Raw genomic sequence first — 20,597 nt, 5'->3', positions numbered from 1 at the left:
CCATCATTGATCACTGGTGGGAAGATTCCAGCTATTAGTCCACCTGGAAAGGTCATATCGTCCACAGCATCTACCAAGCCTACTTTGAGCAATTGAGGTATAGCGGTTATCAGTCCAGTTCAGTACACTTATGAGAGAGCAATTCTATTGATAACTGGTCGCTATGAAAGCCTACTCTCTCGACTTGCGTCAGAAAGTTGTTGATGCTTATGCCTGCGGTGACATTTCCCAACGAAAATTAGCTAAAAACTTTGGCGTCACCTTAAGTTTTGTCCAAAATTTACTCAAACGCCATCGGGAATTGGGCACGCTTAGCGCCAAGGTGCGTACTGAGCAGACACCAACAAAGTTGAATCCTGAACAAATCGAAATCCTGGGTCAACTGGTCGCAGCACAGCCCGATGCGACGTTAAGCGAATTGCGGGAACGACTTTACCAGAAAACTGAGGTGTTAATTGGGGTGGCCACGGTGAATCGGATGGTTCGCCAGAAACTCCACTTAAACCTCAAAAAAAAGTCTTCACCCCACGAAAAAAGGCACTGATGAAGTCCAATTGGCACGATTTGAGTACTGGAAACTCTTGAGGGGGATACCCGTAGAAAATCTGATTTTCTTAGATGAATCGGGGGTTAATCTGTCCAACATTGCAAATGTGCCCGCGCCTTACCAGGAGAACGGGCTTATGCTAATCAGCCAAATCGCAAAGGGAAAAATGTCTCGGTGATTGGTGCCATTAGCTTAAAAGGACTGCTCACAAGCGTGGAGTGGTTTAGGTTCTATCGATGCCTTGACCTTTGATGCCTTCATCGCTCTCTCATCTCGCACCCCAACTTTGGCCTGGTGCAGTCGTGATCATGGATAACTGCTCGATCCATAAAAGTGATGAGCTTGAAGCTTTGATCGTCGCTGCTGGAGCTAGCCTCATTTATCTCCCCCCCTACTCCCCCGATTTTTCACCTATCGAAAACTGTTGGTCCAAGATTAAAAACATTCTCCGTCGCATTGGTGCAAGGACATATCCTGATTTACTCTCTTGCTTAGATGCAGCATTCGCAGAAATGACGATAGAGAATTTGCGCTTGTTGGTTTACTCACTGCTGCTATTGTACCTTAGAAGACTGATAACCGCTATACAATATCCTGCTTTTTGCGATTAGTTAACCCATATCTGTGCATAACACAGGTTGTCGGATTATCAATTGCATCCAGTGTTGCTTTTCTCAGTCTGATATCTTTTATTTCTTGTGTCTGGTTTACCAAAAAATTTTTCGCTGACTGCACTAAAGGAGATTTTTCAGCAAGCCTAATCGCTTCAGTATTACCCGCTCCCAATACCTGTTGGTTGGTGTTATTGCTGATGACATCAGAGCCTTTGAGTTTGCCTTGTCCCTCCTCTGCTCGTAAAGGTGTGAGCAACAATAATAAGCTCAAGCATAAACTTACTAATAATAGAAGATGAGATGATTTCATGGAGATTATCAGCCTTTAGTTACAAAAGATTAATCCTCTATTGCAGTTGCGTCTAGAAAATTTACTTTCTAGACGCAACAGCAACTTATTTAGGTGTAAATTGGCCCATGTGAATCTTGACTACGAATGGGGAATTCTACAAATCCCACTGGATGATGAGTAAAATGCAGTACAGACAAACCGGGATTATCTTCTGTCACATAGGCCATAGATGCGTCTATGTATTCACCCTGTAACCGTGCTAGTTCTCCTACGATAAATGGTACTGGATCTACTAACCCTTCATTATCTCCGAAGCGAATAGCCACAAAAATTTCATTGCTCACTTCCAGTCCTTCTGGAAATCCCTCAGTATGCTCAACCTGAATATTGCTTAAAATTAAATGCTGATGATTCGCACCATGATGATTTTCTGGAGCAGGAAACAATTTTTCAATCTCCCCAACTACTCGAATTAGTGGTGCGCCCAAGGAATGCTTGAAACGATGATGATTGAGAAATCCTGTTGCTTTGGTAAATTTGCTCATAAAAAACTCCTTTTTAGAGTTTAAAAATTTTACTAGACACTTTTCAGTCAATCATGAAGCAAGGCTTTCAAAAGCATACATAAGATACAAATTTACAAATATACTAATTGCTGCTAAATGCTTAGTAGTAACTGTGATTACTGCAAAAAATCTTTGCCTCCCAACAATCCCCTCACTACTCAAACCCCAGAAAACGGGAGCAACGCGAGTTTTTGATATCAGTTTTGATTCTTCTATTGTAGATATGCTTTACTTCGGTATCAGCCTGTAAATACCCTTGCGGCGAGTGGCACAACCAAATAAATTAACGAGCTACTAATCCTCAGCTTAAACTTAACTTAAACTGAGAATAAATAAATATTAATCTCTCTATGTTTAGATAAATTTCAGATTTATTTAATATTTTTACTTCACTTATTTGTCAAACTACTTCATCAATCTGGAGTACAGTAAAAGCAAATAACTCAAAATAACGGCTAATTTGACATATTGAAACTAATGGTATGTTACAGGTAAGTTATATCCCTGACGATAGAAGACTTGAGAACATTTTTGTACCGACTTACTTGTAAACTTGAGAACTTGATTATATTTGCGCCACATTGTGCTCCCTATCCTTGGGATCAGCAATGATTACTCAGTGTATCTCTAGAGGGAATTTTGGTCAGTTTGATTTAATTTGTACTAGCTTGAACAAAGCTTAACCTCATTTTAATGTTTCCTTAAATTACAAAACTAGGTTGTTTAGTATTAATGAATGTTACATATTGCCCAACCTGGATAATATTATATGGAGTTGTTTGGAGAGTCCATAACAGTAGGTACTGTTTTCTTTCTAGTGCTGGCGGTGGGACTGGCGCTGTTTTTTGAAGCGATCAACGGTTTTCACGATACCGCTAACGCAGTTGCTACAGTCATCTACACTCACTCGTTAAAACCATCCTATGCCGTCGTCTGGTCGGGGGTTTGGAACCTGATTGGTGTGATGCTCTCAGCCGGGACAGTCGCTTTTGGGATCGTGGCGTTGCTGCCAGTTGAGTTGGTAATTAATGTTGGTTCGGGTCCTAGCTATGCAATGGTCTTTTCTCTTCTGATCTCAGCCATCATTTGGAACTTCGGAACTTGGTTTTTGGGATTACCAAATTCGAGTACCCACGCCTTGGTTGGAGCAATTATGGGAGTTGGTTTAGCACATTCAGTGATCTCGTCAGGCCATAGTTTAAGCCAGGGCATCAACTGGGAGCAAGTCAAGCAAGTTTTCAGTTCTCTACTGATTTCGCCAATTATTGGATTCTGCGGCGCAGGACTGTTGCTACTGCTAGCTAAGGTGCTACTCAAAAAGCCACAGCTTTACCAGCCAGCAGATCAAAAGAAAGCACCGCCACCTTGGATCAGGGGTTTATTAATCCTCACCTGTACTAGCGTCAGCTTTGCTCATGGTTCAAATGACGGGCAAAAAGGAATGGGTCTTCTCGTGCTGATCCTGGTCGGCATCCTGCCAGGTATATTTTCCCTAAACTTGAATACCAATGCCGCGACCATCGCTCAGTTAGCTGCTGCATCAAGCTCTGTGATGCCAGTCATCGAACACCACGCGCCCAGAATTTCCCTAAGTAGTCAAGATACAACCAATGAGCTGACGAACTTCCTCGGGGAGCAAGGCAAAGCTAGCGACAAAACCTTTGCAGCACTATCTAACAAGAGTCAGGAGATGGCAAATAGCCTGTCTGGAAAGACGAGTTTCAAAGCTTTTGCTAGTAATGATCGCCGCATACTACGTAGCAATATGTATTTTATCTCTTCAGCAATTGGGAAGCTGAACAAGCAGAACCAGTTGACTGATCCTAAAGAAAAGCAGGCGCTTGTGAACTACCAAAAACTGTTGGATGGACAGACCAAGTTCATTCCCAATTTTGTGAAAACAGCCGTCGCCCTCGCATTAGGTATTGGCACAATGGTTGGTTGGAAACGTGTCGTTGTAACAGTAGGTGAAAAGATTGGTAAACAGCACCTTTCCTATGGTCAAGGCGCTGCTGCTGAAATAGTGGCAGCCGTAACAATTGGTACTCTTGATCGCTTTGGGCTACCAGTTAGTACCACACACGTATTGTCGTCTGGTGTGGCAGGCACAATGGCGGCGAATGGTTCTGGTCTACAAGCGAATACGATCCGCAACATCATACTCGCGTGGGTGCTGACGCTGCCAGCTTGCACGCTGCTGGGGGCTGCGATCTTCTCGGCGGCTTTTTATCTCGTCCTGCATTCTAGCTTCGGCGTGGGATAGGTTAAATGAATCTGCTCTAGCTATCCCCATCACGCCCGTAAGCGCATCTCAAACCCTATTGACATAATGGTTTGAGCGAAGGGCGATGCCTACGGCGAAACGAAAAGCGACCATCGCAATCAAATTACTTTGTCTGCGACTTCACAAGCGTGCTGTCTTCAAACGGCTAGTAAATTCTGATGGGCGATCGCGAATTGGTAAGGCGATGAGCAGGAGCGAAAGCAGGATGTATTGATTTGGTCAGTTTTAAAACAACTGCCTTTGCCTTGTTTAGATTACTTAGGCGCACGGAAACCAGCCTTTTGTGCTGTCTTCGCATCTTTAAAACAAATATCCGGCTTCACTTTTTCATAATCTAGGTTTTAGGTACGTGATAAATGTTGCCTCTCTTATTCGTAATCTTGCCTTAGATGAAGACGTGCCCAGTGCAGCAACCACTTCACTGTCTGATTAACGATTATACTCCCCACACAGGCTGTGAGTAAGAACTCTAAAGCACGCCACCTTTGTCGAATCACCAACAACAGCGAAATCATTGCTGCTGCTGGAAATACTCCACAAAACACTCAGTAGGTCATTGATGATATCATAGACAGTAATTATTTCATTTATCATATTCCCCTCTGATTTTTGTTCCTGGAGGGGATTTTATTACCTTTATAACACTAGCACGATCACTGAATCTTTAACTAGCAACTTGAGTTATTAAAGTATATTTTAATGCATTCATTGAGCATGCTACTATTCATGTCTGGATTCAAAGAGTTTTATTAGTGGGATAGGTTCATAGCGATCACCTGCTCAACTATGTCCACCAGTTGTTCCGGAGCTAACTGGAGAAGGGTTTCACGCTCTAATTTCAGAAGCAGGCCTTTTCTCATAATTGCGATATTCCGCCTCAGATGTCATACTTGTCAATACCTCTTGACCTGAATTCCTACCTTGTTTTGTTTATCATTCTCTTAATTTTTACAATTATCTATATCATTTTGAAATCTTTTTTATTTTTTATCAGTAAATAAGATGTGTTTGCCCTGGTTACTGCTCCCATTTCACAGCACCTACAAAAATAGCGATCGCACCTACTCCTTGACTGCTTAATGGCATAAATGCCTGTAATAATTACGGAGCATAGCTTAGAGCTTTTTTTAGTCCCATTCAGATTAGACACACTTAATCAACTTTTTAAAGGGGAATATCCGTGGTCTAAAGCTGTTATATAACTAGAGCATTTGTATATTACTATAACTAGTTTACGTACGCAAAAATGTAACACCAGCAACGATTAAAGATACTCCTAGTAGTTTATAAAAAGTATAGTTTTCTTTGAAAAGCAAAACACCAAACAATAATGTTAAAATTGCCTCAAGACCAAGCACAACAATATATGTAGTACCAAGTTCTGAGTTACGCATGGCAAAGGCTTGCAAGGTAGCTCCTACTATAAAGAGCAGATAGATAAGCAAACTAGGTACTAGCTGAGATAAACCTTGGGACAGCTTCATAAAGATCCCACCAAAACTAAATGATATGGCAGCAAGAAGAACTATTATCAAATACATAAATAAATTTCTTTTAAAGCTTATATTTTGGTTTAAAATGCAGGACAAACATATCCCGCATTCCGCACCCGAAAGTGTCACATCAATAATTGTTTTAATTTTTGGCTCTGATTTTTTAGAAGATGTCTATTTTTAGATGGTGTTATATCTTTACCTCGCTCTTTTTTATAAATTCTGACAAATTTTAAGTCTAAAAAAATTTTTAATGCCTTGATAAAGACTGAGGTATTGCTAATTACGCTTCCTCAGAAAAAATAAATATATGATGTATTTTATAGAGTTTCTTAGTCAATTAAATAATAGCAAGACAGGCTGCCGGGAAAAACTTTAAAATACATTGTCTTTCATCTGTAATGCTATTTTCATAAATATTTGATTCAACCCTTTTACATATAGTTGGTCAAGGACTCTCCCCAATTGGTCATCATTTAAGTATTCAGGTTTTATCCCAGCTACTATTAGATGTTCACACGCTTTACCTTTAAAGTATTTTGATAAAATATATAGCGCTCCTGACACGAAACCAATAAGCTAGCTAATAGTTGCATTAATAGCTGCTTGTTGACACAGTTTTAGGGTAGGCATAGCCTATTGTAGACATTGCTTTGAATCTGCGAAACTAAACCAAACGAGAAATGCTGATTTTCTCGTTGCTTCTTAATGTTAGTAATAATTAAGAGCAATTTAGATACGTTTGCCCTGATTTCAAATGCAATAAGTCTTAAGCGGCGGGAAGCCGTTAAAGCCAACTGATGCATAGGTACTCGTGTAAGCGCCAGTACTCAAAATCTGGATTTTATCACCTACCCTCAAATTAATTGGCAACTCGTAGCTTGTCTTTTCATAAAGAATATCGGCGCTGTCGCATGTAGGACCTGCAAGGATCGCTAACCCCACTTCATTACCATCCCACGGTGTACGGATACGGTATTTAATGCACTCATCCATAGTTTCAGCTAGTCCCCCAAATTTGCCAATGTCGAGAAAAATCCAACGCTTATCATCCTCATAGGACTTTTGCGATATCAGTACTACCTCGCTTTGGATCAACCCTGCATCTGCAACAAGGGAGCGACCAGGCTCAATCATTATCTCTGGAATATTACTGCCAAAGTGACGGTGCATCGCTGTTATGATAACATCTGTGTAAGCTTCAATGTTTGGAATCTCCGATCTGTATTTGGCTGGAAAACCTCCACCCAAATTAATCATATTCAGTTGGATTCCCTTTAGGAGCAGCATCTTAAACAGCATTGCTACTTTGCTGATTGCAATTTCCCACTGTAAAGGGTCAGTTTGCTGTGAACCAACGTGGAACGATACACCATATGGTTCCAAACCAATTTTGTAGCTATGCAAAAGTAGGTCATGCGCCATATTGAGTTCGCAGCCGAACTTTTTGGACAGTGGCCATTCAGAAAACGCGCACGTCATTAGTAAACGACAATATACACGTGCACCGGGTGCGTTGACAGCAATCTTTTCAAGTTCACACATACTGTCAAAAGCGAACAGCCTCACTCCTAGTTCATAGGCATAGGCAATATCTCGTACCTTCTTAATCGTGTTGCCGTAAGAAATATTTTCTGGCTTGACACCAGATCTAATACATTGATCTATCTCAAATACACTGGCAACATCAAAATTCGATCCAAGTCCAACTAGTAACTTCAAAATTTCTGGTGCAGGATTTGCCTTGATAGCGTAGTATACCAGCGTTTGAGGCATAAGTCGACGTAAGGTCAAGTAGTTTTCAGCAATTATATCTGTATCTATAAGCAGAAAAGGAGTTTCAAGGTAATAGTTCATTAGAAAACTCAGGAGTTTCTGGCTTATCATTTTATCGCTAGTCTTATCAAGTATTACCACTGATTGATTGCCTAAATTATTGACTAACATTTCAGGATAAATAACCTGAGAAACTGGTAAAGCTGGTAAAGCCACAAAAATAACTCCGTTTGTATTATGTTATACCTAACAAATTGACAAAGAACTACTTTCTTGATGTGTGAAAGTTCAGATTCAGAGAAGAACAGTACTAAGTTCTTATATTTCGTTACATATTTATAAATTTTCTCACCCACTCACTTACTTATCAGCAGCTTTTTAATAGTTACAGCAGTTTGAAACTAAGTTATTATTGCTTATTGACAAATGGAATATGACCTTAACTTCTCACAAATATAGGGTGACAAAATTGCCTTTTACTTAAGCGTCTAAGCCAATATCGCACAACGTTTTAATACACTGCTGGCTTCAAATGCAAGTTGCCGCACAATTTCCCTTGCAGGTTGGATTTGAGATACGAAGCCAACACTTTGTCCTGCGTATAGCGCTAATGCTTCTAAATCACCGATCATAGTTGGTAATGGGACGACATCGCTATAGCGAATAACAGGAGTGCCATCTGCTTTTTCAGCCACAGTTTCTCCTTCACCTGGACGTTGGGGAAGAGGTGGACAGTGGGCCGATTCCCATTGAATGACTGTGCTGTTCCGGATAACACGGTGCGGTGCGTCTTTCCAACCAATATTGAACAGGCATGAGTAGAATGTGTCGCTTTCAGTAGCTTGCAATACCTTTTCTTTATAGAGTGGATGTACATCAGCTTCAACACTTGCTAAAAAGTGGGTTCCTATCCATACACCAGATGCACCAAGCGCTAGCGCAGCCGCAATACCGCGTCCATCTCCAATTCCACCGGCTGCAACAACAGGTGTAGGATGAACAGTATCTACAACTTTTGGGAGTAGGGAGAATGTTGTGATCTGCCCCTGAACATGTCCTCCTGCTTCCCAACCTTGAGCAACAATGACGTCAACGCCTGCGGTGAGCGCTTGTTTTGCCTGGGCTGTACTCGAAACGGTCTGAATGACCATAGCACCAGCAGAATGGGCAATATCTACGTAAGGCGTAGGGTCGCCCCAAGACAGAGAAATAATTTTGACACCTTCTTCCAAGCAAGCTTCTAGCCGTTCTAACTGGTGCCATGCCAATACTAAATTGATTGCGAATGGGTGGTCAGTGAGTAAATATGTTTCGCGAATCATCCGTTGAATCTCATCTATGTCTCGCCAACTCATAGCAAACATACCTAGTCCACCTGCGTTGGAAACGGCAGCAACTAATGCTGGACAAGTTGCACTGCCAATAGGAGCTTGGATGATGGGTAGTTCAATATTGAGAAGGTAACAAAGGGAGGTTTGCATTTGTGGAGTACAAAGAAGCTGTGTTTCGTGTGTCAATTCATTCACCGTATTACGTTTTCCTTCAACTTTTGCACTTTATTAAATCTCCCTAACTGTCTATATCAAGTTCTATTTGTAGCTCAAAGCGAAAAACAGTTACTTGAACAAATTCGAGAAGTACCTATAACTGAATACAAAACTCAACGTCGTAGATAGGCGAGGGCAGTTGCTCCTCGTCAGCAAAAACGTCGCCTTCATCGTAATCCAGTTAGCACAATACAAACTTTGGTCAATCAACATCAGGAACTTCTCACTGTGCTTAAGTCTCAAATCCTTAAATACTGATTAGACAGTCAGGGATTAAATCCACATTCATAAGAAACTTGCAAGGAAATAATTGAGAGCACCGTTTTACTTTGATAAATGACGTATTTGTTTATCACTAAACGTCGATAACGCTCCAAGCAAGGGAAGGTGGGAGCAAGGCGATTTTGTGAAGTTGGCTTTAAATTATTAGTTATATAGCTATATAGCTAGATTTTCAATAGAAACAGCTATCTCGCTGCGATGCCTGCAGGGGGCTACGCCTACGCACTATTAAACAAGTGATTTATACTCCTAATTTTCAGCACCTCACTTGCATCGCCTTGCTCCCGGGAAGGTTCTCTAACCCGATACTTATATAAACCGAAATTTCCTCACTCCAGCACTCACTAAAAAATATGTGAGTGTTACCAGAAGCCACCAAGAGAACACTGAAACAAGAATAAGGAAAGACATTACAGCAGCAAAAGCAATCACATACTCGCGAAGAGATTTAGCTTGTTGAAAATAATGTAAGAGAATCCCACCATACAGAACAATCCAGTTTTGGTTCACGAATAGGATCAATCCTGAGACCGATATCCATCCTAGATCAAGTCCTAATAGTAAAAATGTTCCAAGGACAGAGTACAAAACTACAGCGTGTCGTGGAACGCCACGGTAATCTACTGTAGCAAGAGAGCGAGTCCAAGAACTCTCTGGTAAGAGGCCAGAACAGAAGAATTGATACAGCTGTCGACTACCTCCAAGCAGCCAAGCGTTGACATTGGCAAGTAACACTACTAGCATCACTACACTCAAAGTGAAACGTAGGGGCTTCCAAGAAATAAGCTTCAGTATCCCTTCTTCACCTGAAAGGTTAAGACCACTTGTAGCAGCTCCGCTAACGGTGAGGGCTAGTGCAAAGTAGAGTACAGCAACTGAGACAAAACTAGCCCAGTACACAAAGGGGATGTTCTTTTCTCGATCTTCAAGATCCTTCAAGCAGAGAGTTAAACTCTCCCAACCTACATAACCAAAGAACACTAAAACGGATGCTTTCAACGAATTTTCCCATATCACGGAGGCATCCCCGCTGTTGAAAGATTTCCATGAGGTAATTTGAAAAATAGTACCCAGAAATTCCTTCAATCCTACTTCAAATGCACCCAAGTTTAAAGTAATCACAAGGAAAACTATGGAAATCAAAACAAAGAATGAAAGAAGAGCAATACGGGTACTGCTTCGGATCGGTCTCATATTATTCAAAGAGAGGGCTATCAGGATTGAGTGAGCTAAAACCGGAAGCCACTCATTGCCTATACCTATAACCTTTTGAAAGAAGCCAGCTGTGATCCATACGATTGCAGGAATTCCAAAAAGCAGTGCGCTTAAAAGTGTGAGGTGAACTCCAAGTTCCGACCATTTCCCTAGTGAAGCCTTACAATAGTCACCAATACCACCTAACTGAAAATCACGAATGCCGAGATCAACAAAAATTAAAATTAATGGAATTGTCATAGCGGTCATTGCAAGCCAAGCCCAAATGGAGCCTATTGGTCCTGCAATTTCAAAGGCTAAGGTGGGAAGAACTAAAATACTAGCTCCTACCACAAAGGATACAGCTAAAGTTGAAGCCTGCCAGCGCCCTATGTTCAGATTCGATGGTTTCACTTGATTTCTCTTTACATATTCCATTTGTGAATTCGTCAAACTCACGTTGATTTAATTTGTTAGGAGTAAATCAGTTGCGTGTAGTTATTTAAATGCTTTCGATCAAGCGTTTTAATCCACCTATAGATGGAAGCATAGTAATCTAAGGCAATCCTGTACCTGATTAACATTCCTAAGCATATTTCTTTCATGAGAACTTTATTTTCCCCAATTATAGGTAATATAACACCTTGCAATAACTCCGCTCCATGCTCAGAATCAACATCACTATGTGCTTCGTGATAGCGAATCACGTAATCTGGTATATTACAACGTTTCATTCCCTCTACCGTAGCGGCGAATCGGTGTGGAGCAGTATCTTCTAGTATTCCAATTGCACCAATTAGCCTACCAATGAAACGCCTACGTAAACCATACATCATTAGCATATTTCCATTTTTTAAGGCTTCATAAGGAATTTGATTGGGTAAGTCAATTCCGCCTTTTTTAAGAATCTCTTTGAAGAAATTTGCCGAAACTGAAAACATTTGAGTATGGACATCATCTAAATTTCCACACCCCATTTCATCCCAATAATTTTCAGCTATTACTAATTTTGGTTTTCCCTGTAAACCAAGTTGTGACATTGCAATTACGTCATCAAAATGTCCATCTACTTGTTCTTCTAAGCATACATAAAAGGCGATTTCAGTTGTATCTGCCTTATCTGACAAATAGTCAAAGAAATAACTCACATTATTGCGATAATTGAGTTTTAAATTCTTGTACCAATCGGTAAAATCAGAAACGCTATCTGGTAAAGTGTCTTGAGATACTCTACTAACCTCGTAACCATCCCACGTATCTTCCATATCTCTAATCTTCTGAAGCAATTCTAGATCATCTGGAATTTGCTCAATATTTGTTGGGGTCGACAGAAGATTGCAATAATGCTCATTGAGTTCTTTTTGAAATTGGTAAACATTACAAATCTGACTTGAAGACATAATCCCTCTCTATCTTTTTTAAACAAGTTTTTGATCAGTTGTTTTACTTGCGTTAAAACTAAAACCACTCTAAAATGGGGAATTTAGATTAACCGGATTTTCCTTCCTATGAAAAAGGTTCGACAAAAACTTTCTGTAGAATGCCGAGTATGAAGGCTCCAAATGCTCTATCTCTAATGCAAACTGGTTGTGAAGTTCAGAAAGTTTGTTAATAGACCAAGACGGATTGATGTGGTGTTCGACATGGAAATTGTTGCCGTTGACATACCAGTTTAGGAACTTACTCGTCCGAATTGTGCGAGTATTTTTAAATAAGTTCGTTGTTTTGTTGTCACAGCCTAAATGCTCAGGCAATTCAATCAAAGCGTGTGCTGGACCAGCACTCAGGAGCAAGGGAATAAGCCAGATATTCAGGAAAATCGATGTCTGTAAGAAAATGGATAACACAAGTATGATAAAGAGAAAGGCAGCCATCAAGCGGAACTCATTGCGGACACGCGGCAAGATACTAGATGGCACATTTTCCTCTCTGATTTCACCAAGAACAGATGCACGGATCAGGTTCAAAGAATTGAAATAATGACCTAACATCGAAAGGTGAAGAAGAAACCCTGGAAGCGATGTAATACTTTCGTAACTGTAGTTAAAAGACTCTTTATCGTCTGGAGTACCCAGTGCCCGGTGATGAAACCCATGTAGAGCCTTATAGCGGGAGAAAGAAACTAGCATGGGCAACCCTAGTACGACTCCCAACCAGCGATTTCTGCGTTCACTGAAGAAGAGGACGTGGTGGCCTAATTCATGTATCAGTTCAACACTATGAGCCAACATCAGACCCAACAAAATTTGGGGCACAAGCTTCGCTGAACCTGAAACCAACAAAATTGCGCTTATAAAGGTAGTGCTTAGAATTACCAAAATTAGCAGCTTGAGAGCAAAGTAATTGCTCTTTTCAGAGAAATTGTTAGTCAGTTTCATGATTTTATTGCTGCTTTTTTTAGTCTTAATTCAAGATAAATCAAAAGTTTAAAGATTAGATTAATAAAACGTTATTAATCTAATTTTTGAATGAAATAGTCCTCTGAGTATGACAAGTTAAGTAACCTAAAAATTCTTCTTTTAAAAAAAAATGTAAGAATCAAAAATAGGTTATAACTATGGTTACTTTAGGTTAAAATTTAATTGTTAACTATGCTTAATCAAAGCTTAAATTAAAACCTTAAAATATTATTGATGGGAAAGTTTATGTATTTAGGTCTAATATTTAGGAAGGAGTAATGCACGAGATAGATAATTATTAAATTCAGCCAATAATACTTGTACAAAAAAATCAATTACAGACCTGTATTGACGACGACAAGTCTAAACCACTGTCAACAAATTGGCAGTGTGTTCAAATATCTCCATCGAACGGGAGGCACCACTAAATTTACGTTTTGTCACAGCATTTGTGAAGCGATCGTTCAGCCTGATTGTTGTCAGGAGGGACTTCAGGGTTGTCAAGGAAATACCACCATTGACTTGGGGTATGAGTAGCATTTGCGCAGAAAACCGGGTTAAGAGATATTACATGAGTAAGACTTGCATTTTTAGAAGCTGAAACCCCTATTTATCGTTGAGTAGTGACTCGATAATAAGTTTAAGTTGGGAGCAACACGATTTTGCGAGGTGCTGCAACCTGGGACGTATATAGCTTCGGGATGCGATCGCAACTAAAAAACCAAGTTTTGTTGAGAATATACAGGTGTAATTGAGAACTAAACCCCGATTTCACTTTTTCGCGTTGCTCTTTTTAAGTCAATGACCTTCATTATCGGGAAAATCCTTAATAAATACCGCTATTTAATTAACCGAGTTTTCTGTTCTAATGATACTCATACCCCATGCTGGTGTTAAGGTTGCCGTAATCGAGCGTTGTTGCTTGTTCTTTATCTAATGTCAGCATCCACGTCGTATGCTCACCTTACCGTCAACAATTCATCCCTGTCAATTCGCTACGAATTCAGGCAAAGATGTACTAAGCTTTTATTATCTCTGCGCCTATATTAAAGCTTTTACCTTTATTATTTTGCCACTGAGATAACAATAAACCATACCACTGATTCGGATCAGTCCAAACTTGCAATGAATGAAAGCCAAATGACTGGAGTTTTTGTTGCATTGAATTCAACTCAAATTTACGAGCAAGTGCTGTTAAAATTAACTCGTCTAGCTCCAATTCAATATTGAAGTCAAGAGAATCAAACTGGATTGTTTGTTTTTGTAAGCTTTGCAGGTAAATCTGTATTTGGTGTAAAGATTCGTTGTAAAAAATGCTATGGGCAAATCTGGTAATGTCAAAGTTACCCTGAAATTTTTGATTAAGGTGATGCAGTATGTTGAAGTTAAACTCAGCATTTACACCTTGACTATCATTATAGGCAGCCTCGAAAATATGTTTTGATTTATGCAAGTCGAGACCTAAAAGAAAGTATTCGCCAGGTTGCAGGGCTGTCGCAACCTGGGTGAGCAACACATCAGATTCTTCTAGATTAAGACTGCCCAAAGTGCTACCAAGAAAGGAAATCATTCGAGTCGGTAAGCTAGATGGTGCTAGTCGTTCCAGTCCCATTTCAAAGGTGCCGACAAAACCCTGAACTTGGAGTGATGGATAGCTATTGAGTAAAGTTAAACTACTGCTCTCTAGAATGCCAGCACTGATATCAATAGGTAAATATTTCATTAACAAACCCAGTTGCTGATAAGCGTCAAGCAGGATACACGTTTTTACAGCGCTTCCACTACCTAGTTCTACAAGTTCGCAAGAACCAGTCATCAATGCGATTGCACTCGCACATTCTTGCAGAATAGCTGTCTCTGTCCGTGTGAGGTAATACTCTGGGACATCACAAATTTGCTCAAACAGTTGGGAACCACGATCATCGTATCGGTAATGCATGGGGATAGATTTAGGTGTCCGAGTCAGTCCCTGCACAACATCACTACCATCGAGAAATGTTATTTCTGATAACTGTTTTGGGTTGAATAAATATTCGATTTGCCAACGTTTTTGCAGCGGTAATAGCTCATCTTGACTTGAGTGCTTTTTTGTGTCGAGAAACATATTAATATTAACAAAAATGTGCAATACAAAAGTATGTAAGAAGCCGATTGAATGATTTCTTTGTGTTCTAATTCTAATTAAGTGACAAAACTATGAAGTATAGGCGAATAATCTCACTCCAAACTTATGTTCTAACTCCTTTTACGCTGTTTTCAAGAAGCGATTGCAGGTTGGGATCAAACCTTCCACTAAGGCAAAATGTTCAGAATAACTTTCATTCACGAAATAATACTTTGAATAAAAGGTTACACCTTCCCTTATCTTCACTTTTGTTAGTCAATCGGGTTCTAGCTACCGTAGTAGAGCATTTTGCTCTCATCGGTCTCTTGAATGTCGGCGATTGCCGCTTCTACATCCGCAATTGCTGAACGCAAAGCAGCACATAAGGCAGCGCGATCATTAGTGAATGGAAGTTCTTGAATCAGTACATCCAATTTGCTACGAGAGAGCCATGCTTTATAACGTGCCCATTCAGGAAACAGCACATGATGTTCATCTACTGCTTTCATATCTGCGAAGCGGGATTGGTCAGGAAAGTTTACGTCCAGAGAAACATAACCATTCACCATAGTGATTCGCTCTGCTGGATGCATGAGGCGAGTAGCTCGATGCATCACCATACTGCCTTGTTGCAGCACAGCATAACCAGCATCAGGAAAAACGGGAGTCATAATCCGGTCTTCAGGTAAATCTTTAGTATGCTTCAGTAATTCTTCACCTTCTTCTTTAGTACCATTAAAGTACTGAAACTTACCTCCTGCTAACTGAGAAGGGTTTGTTACCATCAGTACGTAGTCAAAGGCAATCGAATCAGTGTGCCATTTGTCAATAGCTTGGGTAAAGTCTTGCGGCGCAAAGTTAAAGTGGCCAAGCATCAAAGGCATACTATGTGCTGCTAATGGAATACTAGCAATTTCAGACAGGAATTCAGCCACAATTGGACATAAGCAAAGGTCACGCACAAACTTAGAACGGTAGACCCCACCACGAACCATGTTGGGGATGCGCTCACAACTTTGACTGTAACACTGTAACGCTAAACTCACCTCATGTAGTGCTGCTACACCTTCTTCTGAGAGCAGGCGTATAGGACTAGTGATTGCTAAGTTGGTGGGAAACTTAGCGATTATTGATTCTTCATAACCAAACTCATCTAAACGATAAATTTTGGTCGGCTTTTCTAGTGCTAAATGATGTTGAGGATTATAGATTGGCTCATCTGGTAAATACTCATATCCTGATGGCGAACATTGCGGAAAGCAGATAGGTTCTGCAAATATAATACTTTTTTGAGCAACATTTCGTGCATCTGAAGACAGAGCTATAAATTCTTCTCGTTCGGTAATCGCCTGTTGGGTGATTTTCTCTGGAAGCGTCGTGGCTTTTAAGTGCTGATTTATCATTATTGATTACATTTTAGTTATTTTTCTATTGATTAACCAATGGTTTAGGCAGACAAATTATTTACAGATAGAAATGCCCTAAAATTTGATTGAGCTTAAGATATATGAGGTTTATTTGACATAATCAACCTTAAAACTGTGACTTTAATAAGGATTTTGGTAAATTATTCATATTTTATTACTCTAATAAAAAATAGATATCTACTCTTGAAAATGTAAAATACCAAACAACTGAATTTTTACGGTTGTGTCAATAAGTTTTGAGTTCGTCGCAGAACTTGGATAGTATAAAGGTCAATACCTAATTCTCGTCTTATTTCTGTAATTGTCTTATGTTGATAAAGTTGAAAATCGAAGTCCTTTATATTTTTAGTATTTATTTTATTCCCATAAATCAAGCCAAGATCAAATATCCTTAAATGATTGGAATTAAACTGATAATCTTTGGGATAAAACACACTAGATATTAATTTAAATAAAGCTATATGAAAGTGATTACTATCTGGATCGTTACCCATTGTGAACCCTACAATAAATGCTTCATCATAGAGAGAAAAGCTACGTTCTAGCAAGATATGTAAACAGTCGTGTCTGTAAAGGTCTATTTTCCCTGGAAAAGGTAAGGGACTAGCAGGATTTTCTAACAACCAAATTAGGAATGGAGTTTTTGATGGTGGATCTCCGCCTAATGCTTCATAAGCATTTGCAAGTGTCTGGATTACTCCATTATTAGAAAGTTTTAGCTGGAATCTAAACTTAACTTGCTGATATTCACGCACCATAAATATACGAGATTTTTTTGCTATGGACATAACTTAACCTCTTCATAATTGCTGATGCTCTAATAGATAAAACAAAAGTTTGTATTGTAAATTATAAAATATTTAATTTTTATTTAACTTTTTATTAAGTCAATACTAAAGTTTGCATCAAGTAAAACTATAGCTAATTGACTACAGAAATATACAAAAAATGATCAAGACATATATGGCAAAAGTCTGCCAATTGGGAGCATCCCAGTTTTTTGCAAATAAGGCGAAAATCAGTCATGTAAACAATACCTTCGCTAAAAATAGAGGTGGCCTAGCTTTTGCCTAAATAGCGCTAGACTTGTCGATGCTTAATTATTAGGCAAAAGCTCAAACCCCATTCCAGACAAAGAGGACACTATAAATTCCTGACACAAAAACCATACAAAATTTTATTGGCTCAGTTTTTTGCCATCCGGCAAAAACAGGCGTGTAAAATCTTATGTTTACTCTATATCAATACTCGTAAATTGGCGAAGGTATTGGTAAATTAATTTTTTATTGCTTGTGAGAAATCCAGCTTTAAGTGCCGTTAAGGAAAATAGCTAGGAATTTTCTGGAGCAAATAGTCTAAAACAGAAATTACGCCGCTACTGGAGAATACTTCCCCGATATAGAAAATATTGTTTTGACCTTGAAGAGTTTCTACCTGTGAATACCAGTTTTCTACACCGTCTTCTGGAACCACTGATGGCCATTGAAAGCGAGGAGCTTCAAGTACTTCCCCAACAGTAATCCCTAGAGTTTGCATACTCTCGCGCATAGTCTGTTCAGCTTCTAACGGCAAACTATCACTTTTGGCATAACAAAAAGCAAAGCAAATATTACTGTCCTCATACTCTCGCATTACCGCATGGCACTGTTGTACAGTTGTTGGTGTAGCTAATGCTGCACAGACTGGGTACACCAACACAAGATGTCCAATTGGAAGCACTTCTGGCCAACTTAATGCTCGAAATGACCATACCTGAGATATTGAACCAGCACGTATTTGCTGGTAAAGAGGTACAATAGGCTGTTCTGTCTCAAGAAATTTTAGTGCATCTTGAGGTGAGCAAGCGATGACCAAAGCGTCAAATTTATGGATGTCACCATTATCAGTTACTAGCTCGATCTGCGTGCCATCTAAGTCTTTTAATGTCCTAAAAGTCTGTACCCCTTGGGTCAGACGAACATCTAAGCCTTCATACTCTACGAGTTTTTGAAAAAAGTCTAGATATCCTTCTTTATGAACGTAAGATGCAGTTGGATTGATATCCTGAATGATTGTCTTGATATTAGCATCCACGCTTGGGATAGCAGTTACATCAGCACCCATTGCTAGTAGGATTCTCTTAATGAAACCGATCATATAAAAAGTAATACATTTAAGAACAAAACCAGCTGGTTGTTTGGAAGCAGGTCCAAAAAGATAGCTATCAAGCACTAATTCACAAAGAACACCAAACACAGGAAGTTGGTTGCGCTTGACCCACTGCGCAAAGGTTTCACCAGGAAGTGCTATGCCAGCTTCGACAACACCATTAGTTCCAGCGTAATTTCTGATTTTCTGTAAGATATTCCATCCCACCAGCAGTTCTTCTATTACTTGTTTGCTTGGGTAGTCTTTGAGGAACATAGGTCCTGGCAACAATTTCCTTGTTTGTGTATTAAAGAAAGTTGTGTTAGGGAATGGGAGCAATTGTTTTGATAAACCGTATTTATCCAGCATTGCCTGCAACGGAGTATAAATACTTGGTTCATAGGCGGTGCATGCAGGAATAAGCTTGATAGAGTAGTCAAAAACATGACCGTCCATCTCAACAGACTTGGTATAACCGCCAATTGATGACTTCTTTTCAAATAAAATGATGTTTTCATATCCCCGCTGACGGAGAATAGTGGCAGTTAATAGTCCCGACGGACCTGCGCCAATCACTGCTATCTGTGCATTTTTGTTGATGGCAGAACTTGTTTTGGAAATTGATGACATATTTTTAACGTCTGATTAATTTATTAGACTTGTCTAAAAAACCCAAAGTTAAGCTGTTCACAGCTTTGAACTGTTCTTACAAAAAGCTATCTACTTGAATCTAGCAGTCCTAAATGATTTGTGAAATATCTTTCTCTTTGCTGTCATTAGTCATTAGTTATACCTATATAAAATTGCTCAAATTCAAATGAAGCTTGTGATATTTAGATTAAAGAGTGTTCTGAGACGAGTTGCTTTAACCATCCTTCAACCTGAAACCACAACTTCTGCGGCGCTCGACGATGAAAAAAGCCAAAGTGTCCTATCCTCTCAAGTCCATAATCCAGAGGATTAATAACCTCATGACGTACAGTTGCTCCCACATAAAGACTTGCTAAAGCTTCGACGGCAGCAACAGAGGCATAGTCATAATCATCTGAAATGGTAAGCATAATTAAAGGACTCTTATAATCAGCAAATCGATCTTCAACGTTTGTACCATTTATGTCTGTGAATATACCACTTCGTCCCCATCGCATACATTGCAATAGCGCTTTGCTTGGACATGGTTGTGGTAAAGTGAACTTTGAAATCGGTAAGTAACCAAATATACGAATTAAAATCGGGAAAACCATATATGCGTAGTGTATTCGCAGGCGAGATATCCCTTCAAATAACTTGGGGATAACCCGTTGAGAAGATATAAACAAAGCACCGTCAATAGATTGGCAAGCTGGACTTTGCCCTAATAACTGACCTCCTACACTGTGTGTAATCGCCCCCAAAAAACGCGTTCTGGTTCTGCGTTTGACTTCAAGAATTGCAGCTGGAATATCAAGATTTACCCAATCATCAAGAGTCACAAAGGAGTCTAGTTGATCGTCTTTTGATGCGCCTATACCTCGATAATCAAAGGTCATAACTCCCCATCCTTGTTGAGCTAGGTAACCAGCAAAGCAGTGGAGGTAAGCCTGCGGAGCAGCGAATGCTGGAATAAAGACTACACTGTGTTCAAAAGCGTTTGCTCCCTGCCACCATCTGGCAGATAACTTGCGTCCATCTGCTGCGATAATTGCAATTTTTTCTGAGGGAAATCTTTGGGAAAACATCACTGTTTGCTTTATATAATTAACCTGGTTCATATCAAATACTTGTATGTCACATACACCAGAATAACGCTTCAAAGATATAGCAATCCTATTTCAGTCAAAGCGCATGTGTAAATCATGCGTTTGTCTAACCATAATCGAAAAAAATCATTAGAAATATCAGAAGAAACTGCAATTTCTGCTTGTGTAGACAAAGTAAGATCCTTCAATTGATTTAATGGGTTTGT

General features: G+C 39.6%; 19 protein-coding genes and 2 pseudogenes. 3 read left to right on the top strand and 18 right to left on the bottom strand.

Annotated elements, in window-relative coordinates:
* The first annotated feature begins 163 nt into the window (after positions 1-163).
* Both V7K21_RS30020 and V7K21_RS30955 read left to right on the top strand, forming a co-directional pair.
* The gene (locus V7K21_RS30020; RefSeq protein ID WP_335179681.1) at positions 164-544 is read left to right on the top strand and encodes a transposase; all 381 of its coding nucleotides are present in this window, start codon (positions 164-166) and stop codon (positions 542-544) included.
* Between the two features lie 254 nt (positions 545-798).
* Positions 799-1,158, top strand: coding sequence for a transposase (locus V7K21_RS30955; protein WP_442948947.1), 360 nt, complete (start codon positions 799-801; stop codon positions 1,156-1,158).
* On the opposite strand, the gene V7K21_RS30010 is transcribed toward V7K21_RS30955, so the two are convergent.
* Positions 1,130-1,471 carry a hypothetical protein gene (locus tag V7K21_RS30010; protein ID WP_335179679.1) on the bottom strand — a complete coding sequence of 114 codons (342 nt, stop codon included), beginning with the start codon at positions 1,469-1,471 and terminating at the stop codon, positions 1,130-1,132. The genes V7K21_RS30955 and V7K21_RS30010 overlap by 29 nt on opposite strands.
* Positions 1,472-1,560: 89 nt before the next feature.
* Positions 1,561-1,998, bottom strand: coding sequence for a hypothetical protein (locus tag V7K21_RS30005; protein WP_335179677.1), 438 nt, complete (start codon positions 1,996-1,998; stop codon positions 1,561-1,563).
* Between the two features lie 796 nt (positions 1,999-2,794).
* Here V7K21_RS30005 and V7K21_RS30000 point away from each other — a divergent pair.
* Positions 2,795-4,282 carry an inorganic phosphate transporter gene (locus V7K21_RS30000; RefSeq protein ID WP_335179675.1) on the top strand — a complete coding sequence of 496 codons (1,488 nt, stop codon included), beginning with the start codon at positions 2,795-2,797 and terminating at the stop codon, positions 4,280-4,282.
* A gap of 275 nt (positions 4,283-4,557) precedes the next feature.
* Here V7K21_RS30000 and V7K21_RS30950 read toward each other — a convergent pair whose 3' ends face one another.
* From V7K21_RS30950 to V7K21_RS29925, 16 genes and pseudogenes are all read right to left on the bottom strand, one after another.
* Positions 4,558-4,626 (bottom strand): sunset domain-containing protein, encoded by a 69-nt coding sequence (locus tag V7K21_RS30950; RefSeq protein ID WP_442948946.1) that lies wholly within the window; start codon positions 4,624-4,626, stop codon positions 4,558-4,560.
* A gap of 45 nt (positions 4,627-4,671) precedes the next feature.
* The gene (locus tag V7K21_RS29995) at positions 4,672-4,818 is read right to left on the bottom strand and encodes a hypothetical protein (RefSeq protein WP_335179673.1); all 147 of its coding nucleotides are present in this window, start codon (positions 4,816-4,818) and stop codon (positions 4,672-4,674) included.
* Positions 4,819-5,535: 717 nt separating this feature from the next.
* Positions 5,536-5,925, bottom strand: a complete 390-nt coding sequence (locus V7K21_RS29990; RefSeq protein ID WP_335179671.1) for a DMT family transporter — start codon at positions 5,923-5,925, stop codon at positions 5,536-5,538.
* Between the two features lie 267 nt (positions 5,926-6,192).
* Positions 6,193-6,372: pseudogene (locus V7K21_RS29985) on the bottom strand (DUF4277 domain-containing protein); the annotation flags it as partial.
* 177 nt (positions 6,373-6,549) lie between these two features.
* Positions 6,550-7,788: a type III PLP-dependent enzyme gene (locus tag V7K21_RS29980; RefSeq protein ID WP_335179668.1), complete on the bottom strand. Its 1,239-nt coding sequence runs from the start codon at positions 7,786-7,788 to the stop codon at positions 6,550-6,552.
* Between the two features lie 272 nt (positions 7,789-8,060).
* Complete coding sequence (locus V7K21_RS29975) at positions 8,061-9,098, bottom strand: NAD(P)H-dependent flavin oxidoreductase (protein ID WP_335179666.1); 1,038 nt, start codon at positions 9,096-9,098, stop codon at positions 8,061-8,063.
* A 612-nt stretch (positions 9,099-9,710) separates the two neighbouring features.
* On the bottom strand, positions 9,711-11,048 hold the full coding sequence (locus tag V7K21_RS29970; protein WP_335179664.1) for an APC family permease: 1,338 nt from the start codon (positions 11,046-11,048) through the stop codon (positions 9,711-9,713).
* 20 nt (positions 11,049-11,068) lie between these two features.
* Positions 11,069-11,995, bottom strand: coding sequence for an iron-containing redox enzyme family protein (locus V7K21_RS29965; protein WP_335179662.1), 927 nt, complete (start codon positions 11,993-11,995; stop codon positions 11,069-11,071).
* A gap of 69 nt (positions 11,996-12,064) precedes the next feature.
* Positions 12,065-12,973: a fatty acid desaturase family protein gene (locus V7K21_RS29960; RefSeq protein WP_335179660.1), complete on the bottom strand. Its 909-nt coding sequence runs from the start codon at positions 12,971-12,973 to the stop codon at positions 12,065-12,067.
* Between the two features lie 279 nt (positions 12,974-13,252).
* Positions 13,253-13,517: pseudogene (locus V7K21_RS29955) on the bottom strand (IS66 family transposase); the annotation flags it as partial.
* Between the two features lie 495 nt (positions 13,518-14,012).
* Positions 14,013-15,098 carry an L-histidine N(alpha)-methyltransferase gene (gene egtD, locus V7K21_RS29950; RefSeq protein ID WP_335179658.1) on the bottom strand — a complete coding sequence of 362 codons (1,086 nt, stop codon included), beginning with the start codon at positions 15,096-15,098 and terminating at the stop codon, positions 14,013-14,015.
* A gap of 287 nt (positions 15,099-15,385) precedes the next feature.
* On the bottom strand, positions 15,386-16,501 hold the full coding sequence (locus tag V7K21_RS29945) for a HalD/BesD family halogenase (protein ID WP_335179656.1): 1,116 nt from the start codon (positions 16,499-16,501) through the stop codon (positions 15,386-15,388).
* A gap of 239 nt (positions 16,502-16,740) precedes the next feature.
* Complete coding sequence (locus V7K21_RS29940) at positions 16,741-17,313, bottom strand: hypothetical protein (RefSeq protein ID WP_335179654.1); 573 nt, start codon at positions 17,311-17,313, stop codon at positions 16,741-16,743.
* A 529-nt stretch (positions 17,314-17,842) separates the two neighbouring features.
* Positions 17,843-19,282: an NAD(P)-binding protein gene (locus tag V7K21_RS29935; protein WP_335179652.1), complete on the bottom strand. Its 1,440-nt coding sequence runs from the start codon at positions 19,280-19,282 to the stop codon at positions 17,843-17,845.
* 203 nt (positions 19,283-19,485) lie between these two features.
* Positions 19,486-20,403, bottom strand: coding sequence for an alpha/beta hydrolase family protein (locus V7K21_RS29930; protein WP_335179650.1), 918 nt, complete (start codon positions 20,401-20,403; stop codon positions 19,486-19,488).
* A 38-nt stretch (positions 20,404-20,441) separates the two neighbouring features.
* Positions 20,442-20,564: a class I SAM-dependent methyltransferase gene (locus V7K21_RS29925; protein WP_335179648.1), complete on the bottom strand. Its 123-nt coding sequence runs from the start codon at positions 20,562-20,564 to the stop codon at positions 20,442-20,444.
* Between the last annotated feature and the right edge of the window lie 33 nt (positions 20,565-20,597).

Source organism: Nostoc sp. (genome assembly GCF_036919595.1).
GTDB lineage: Bacteria > Cyanobacteriota > Cyanobacteriia > Cyanobacteriales > Nostocaceae > Nostoc.
Note: the sequence above shows the minus strand (reverse complement) of the source record. Positions and strands in the feature narration are given on the sequence as shown.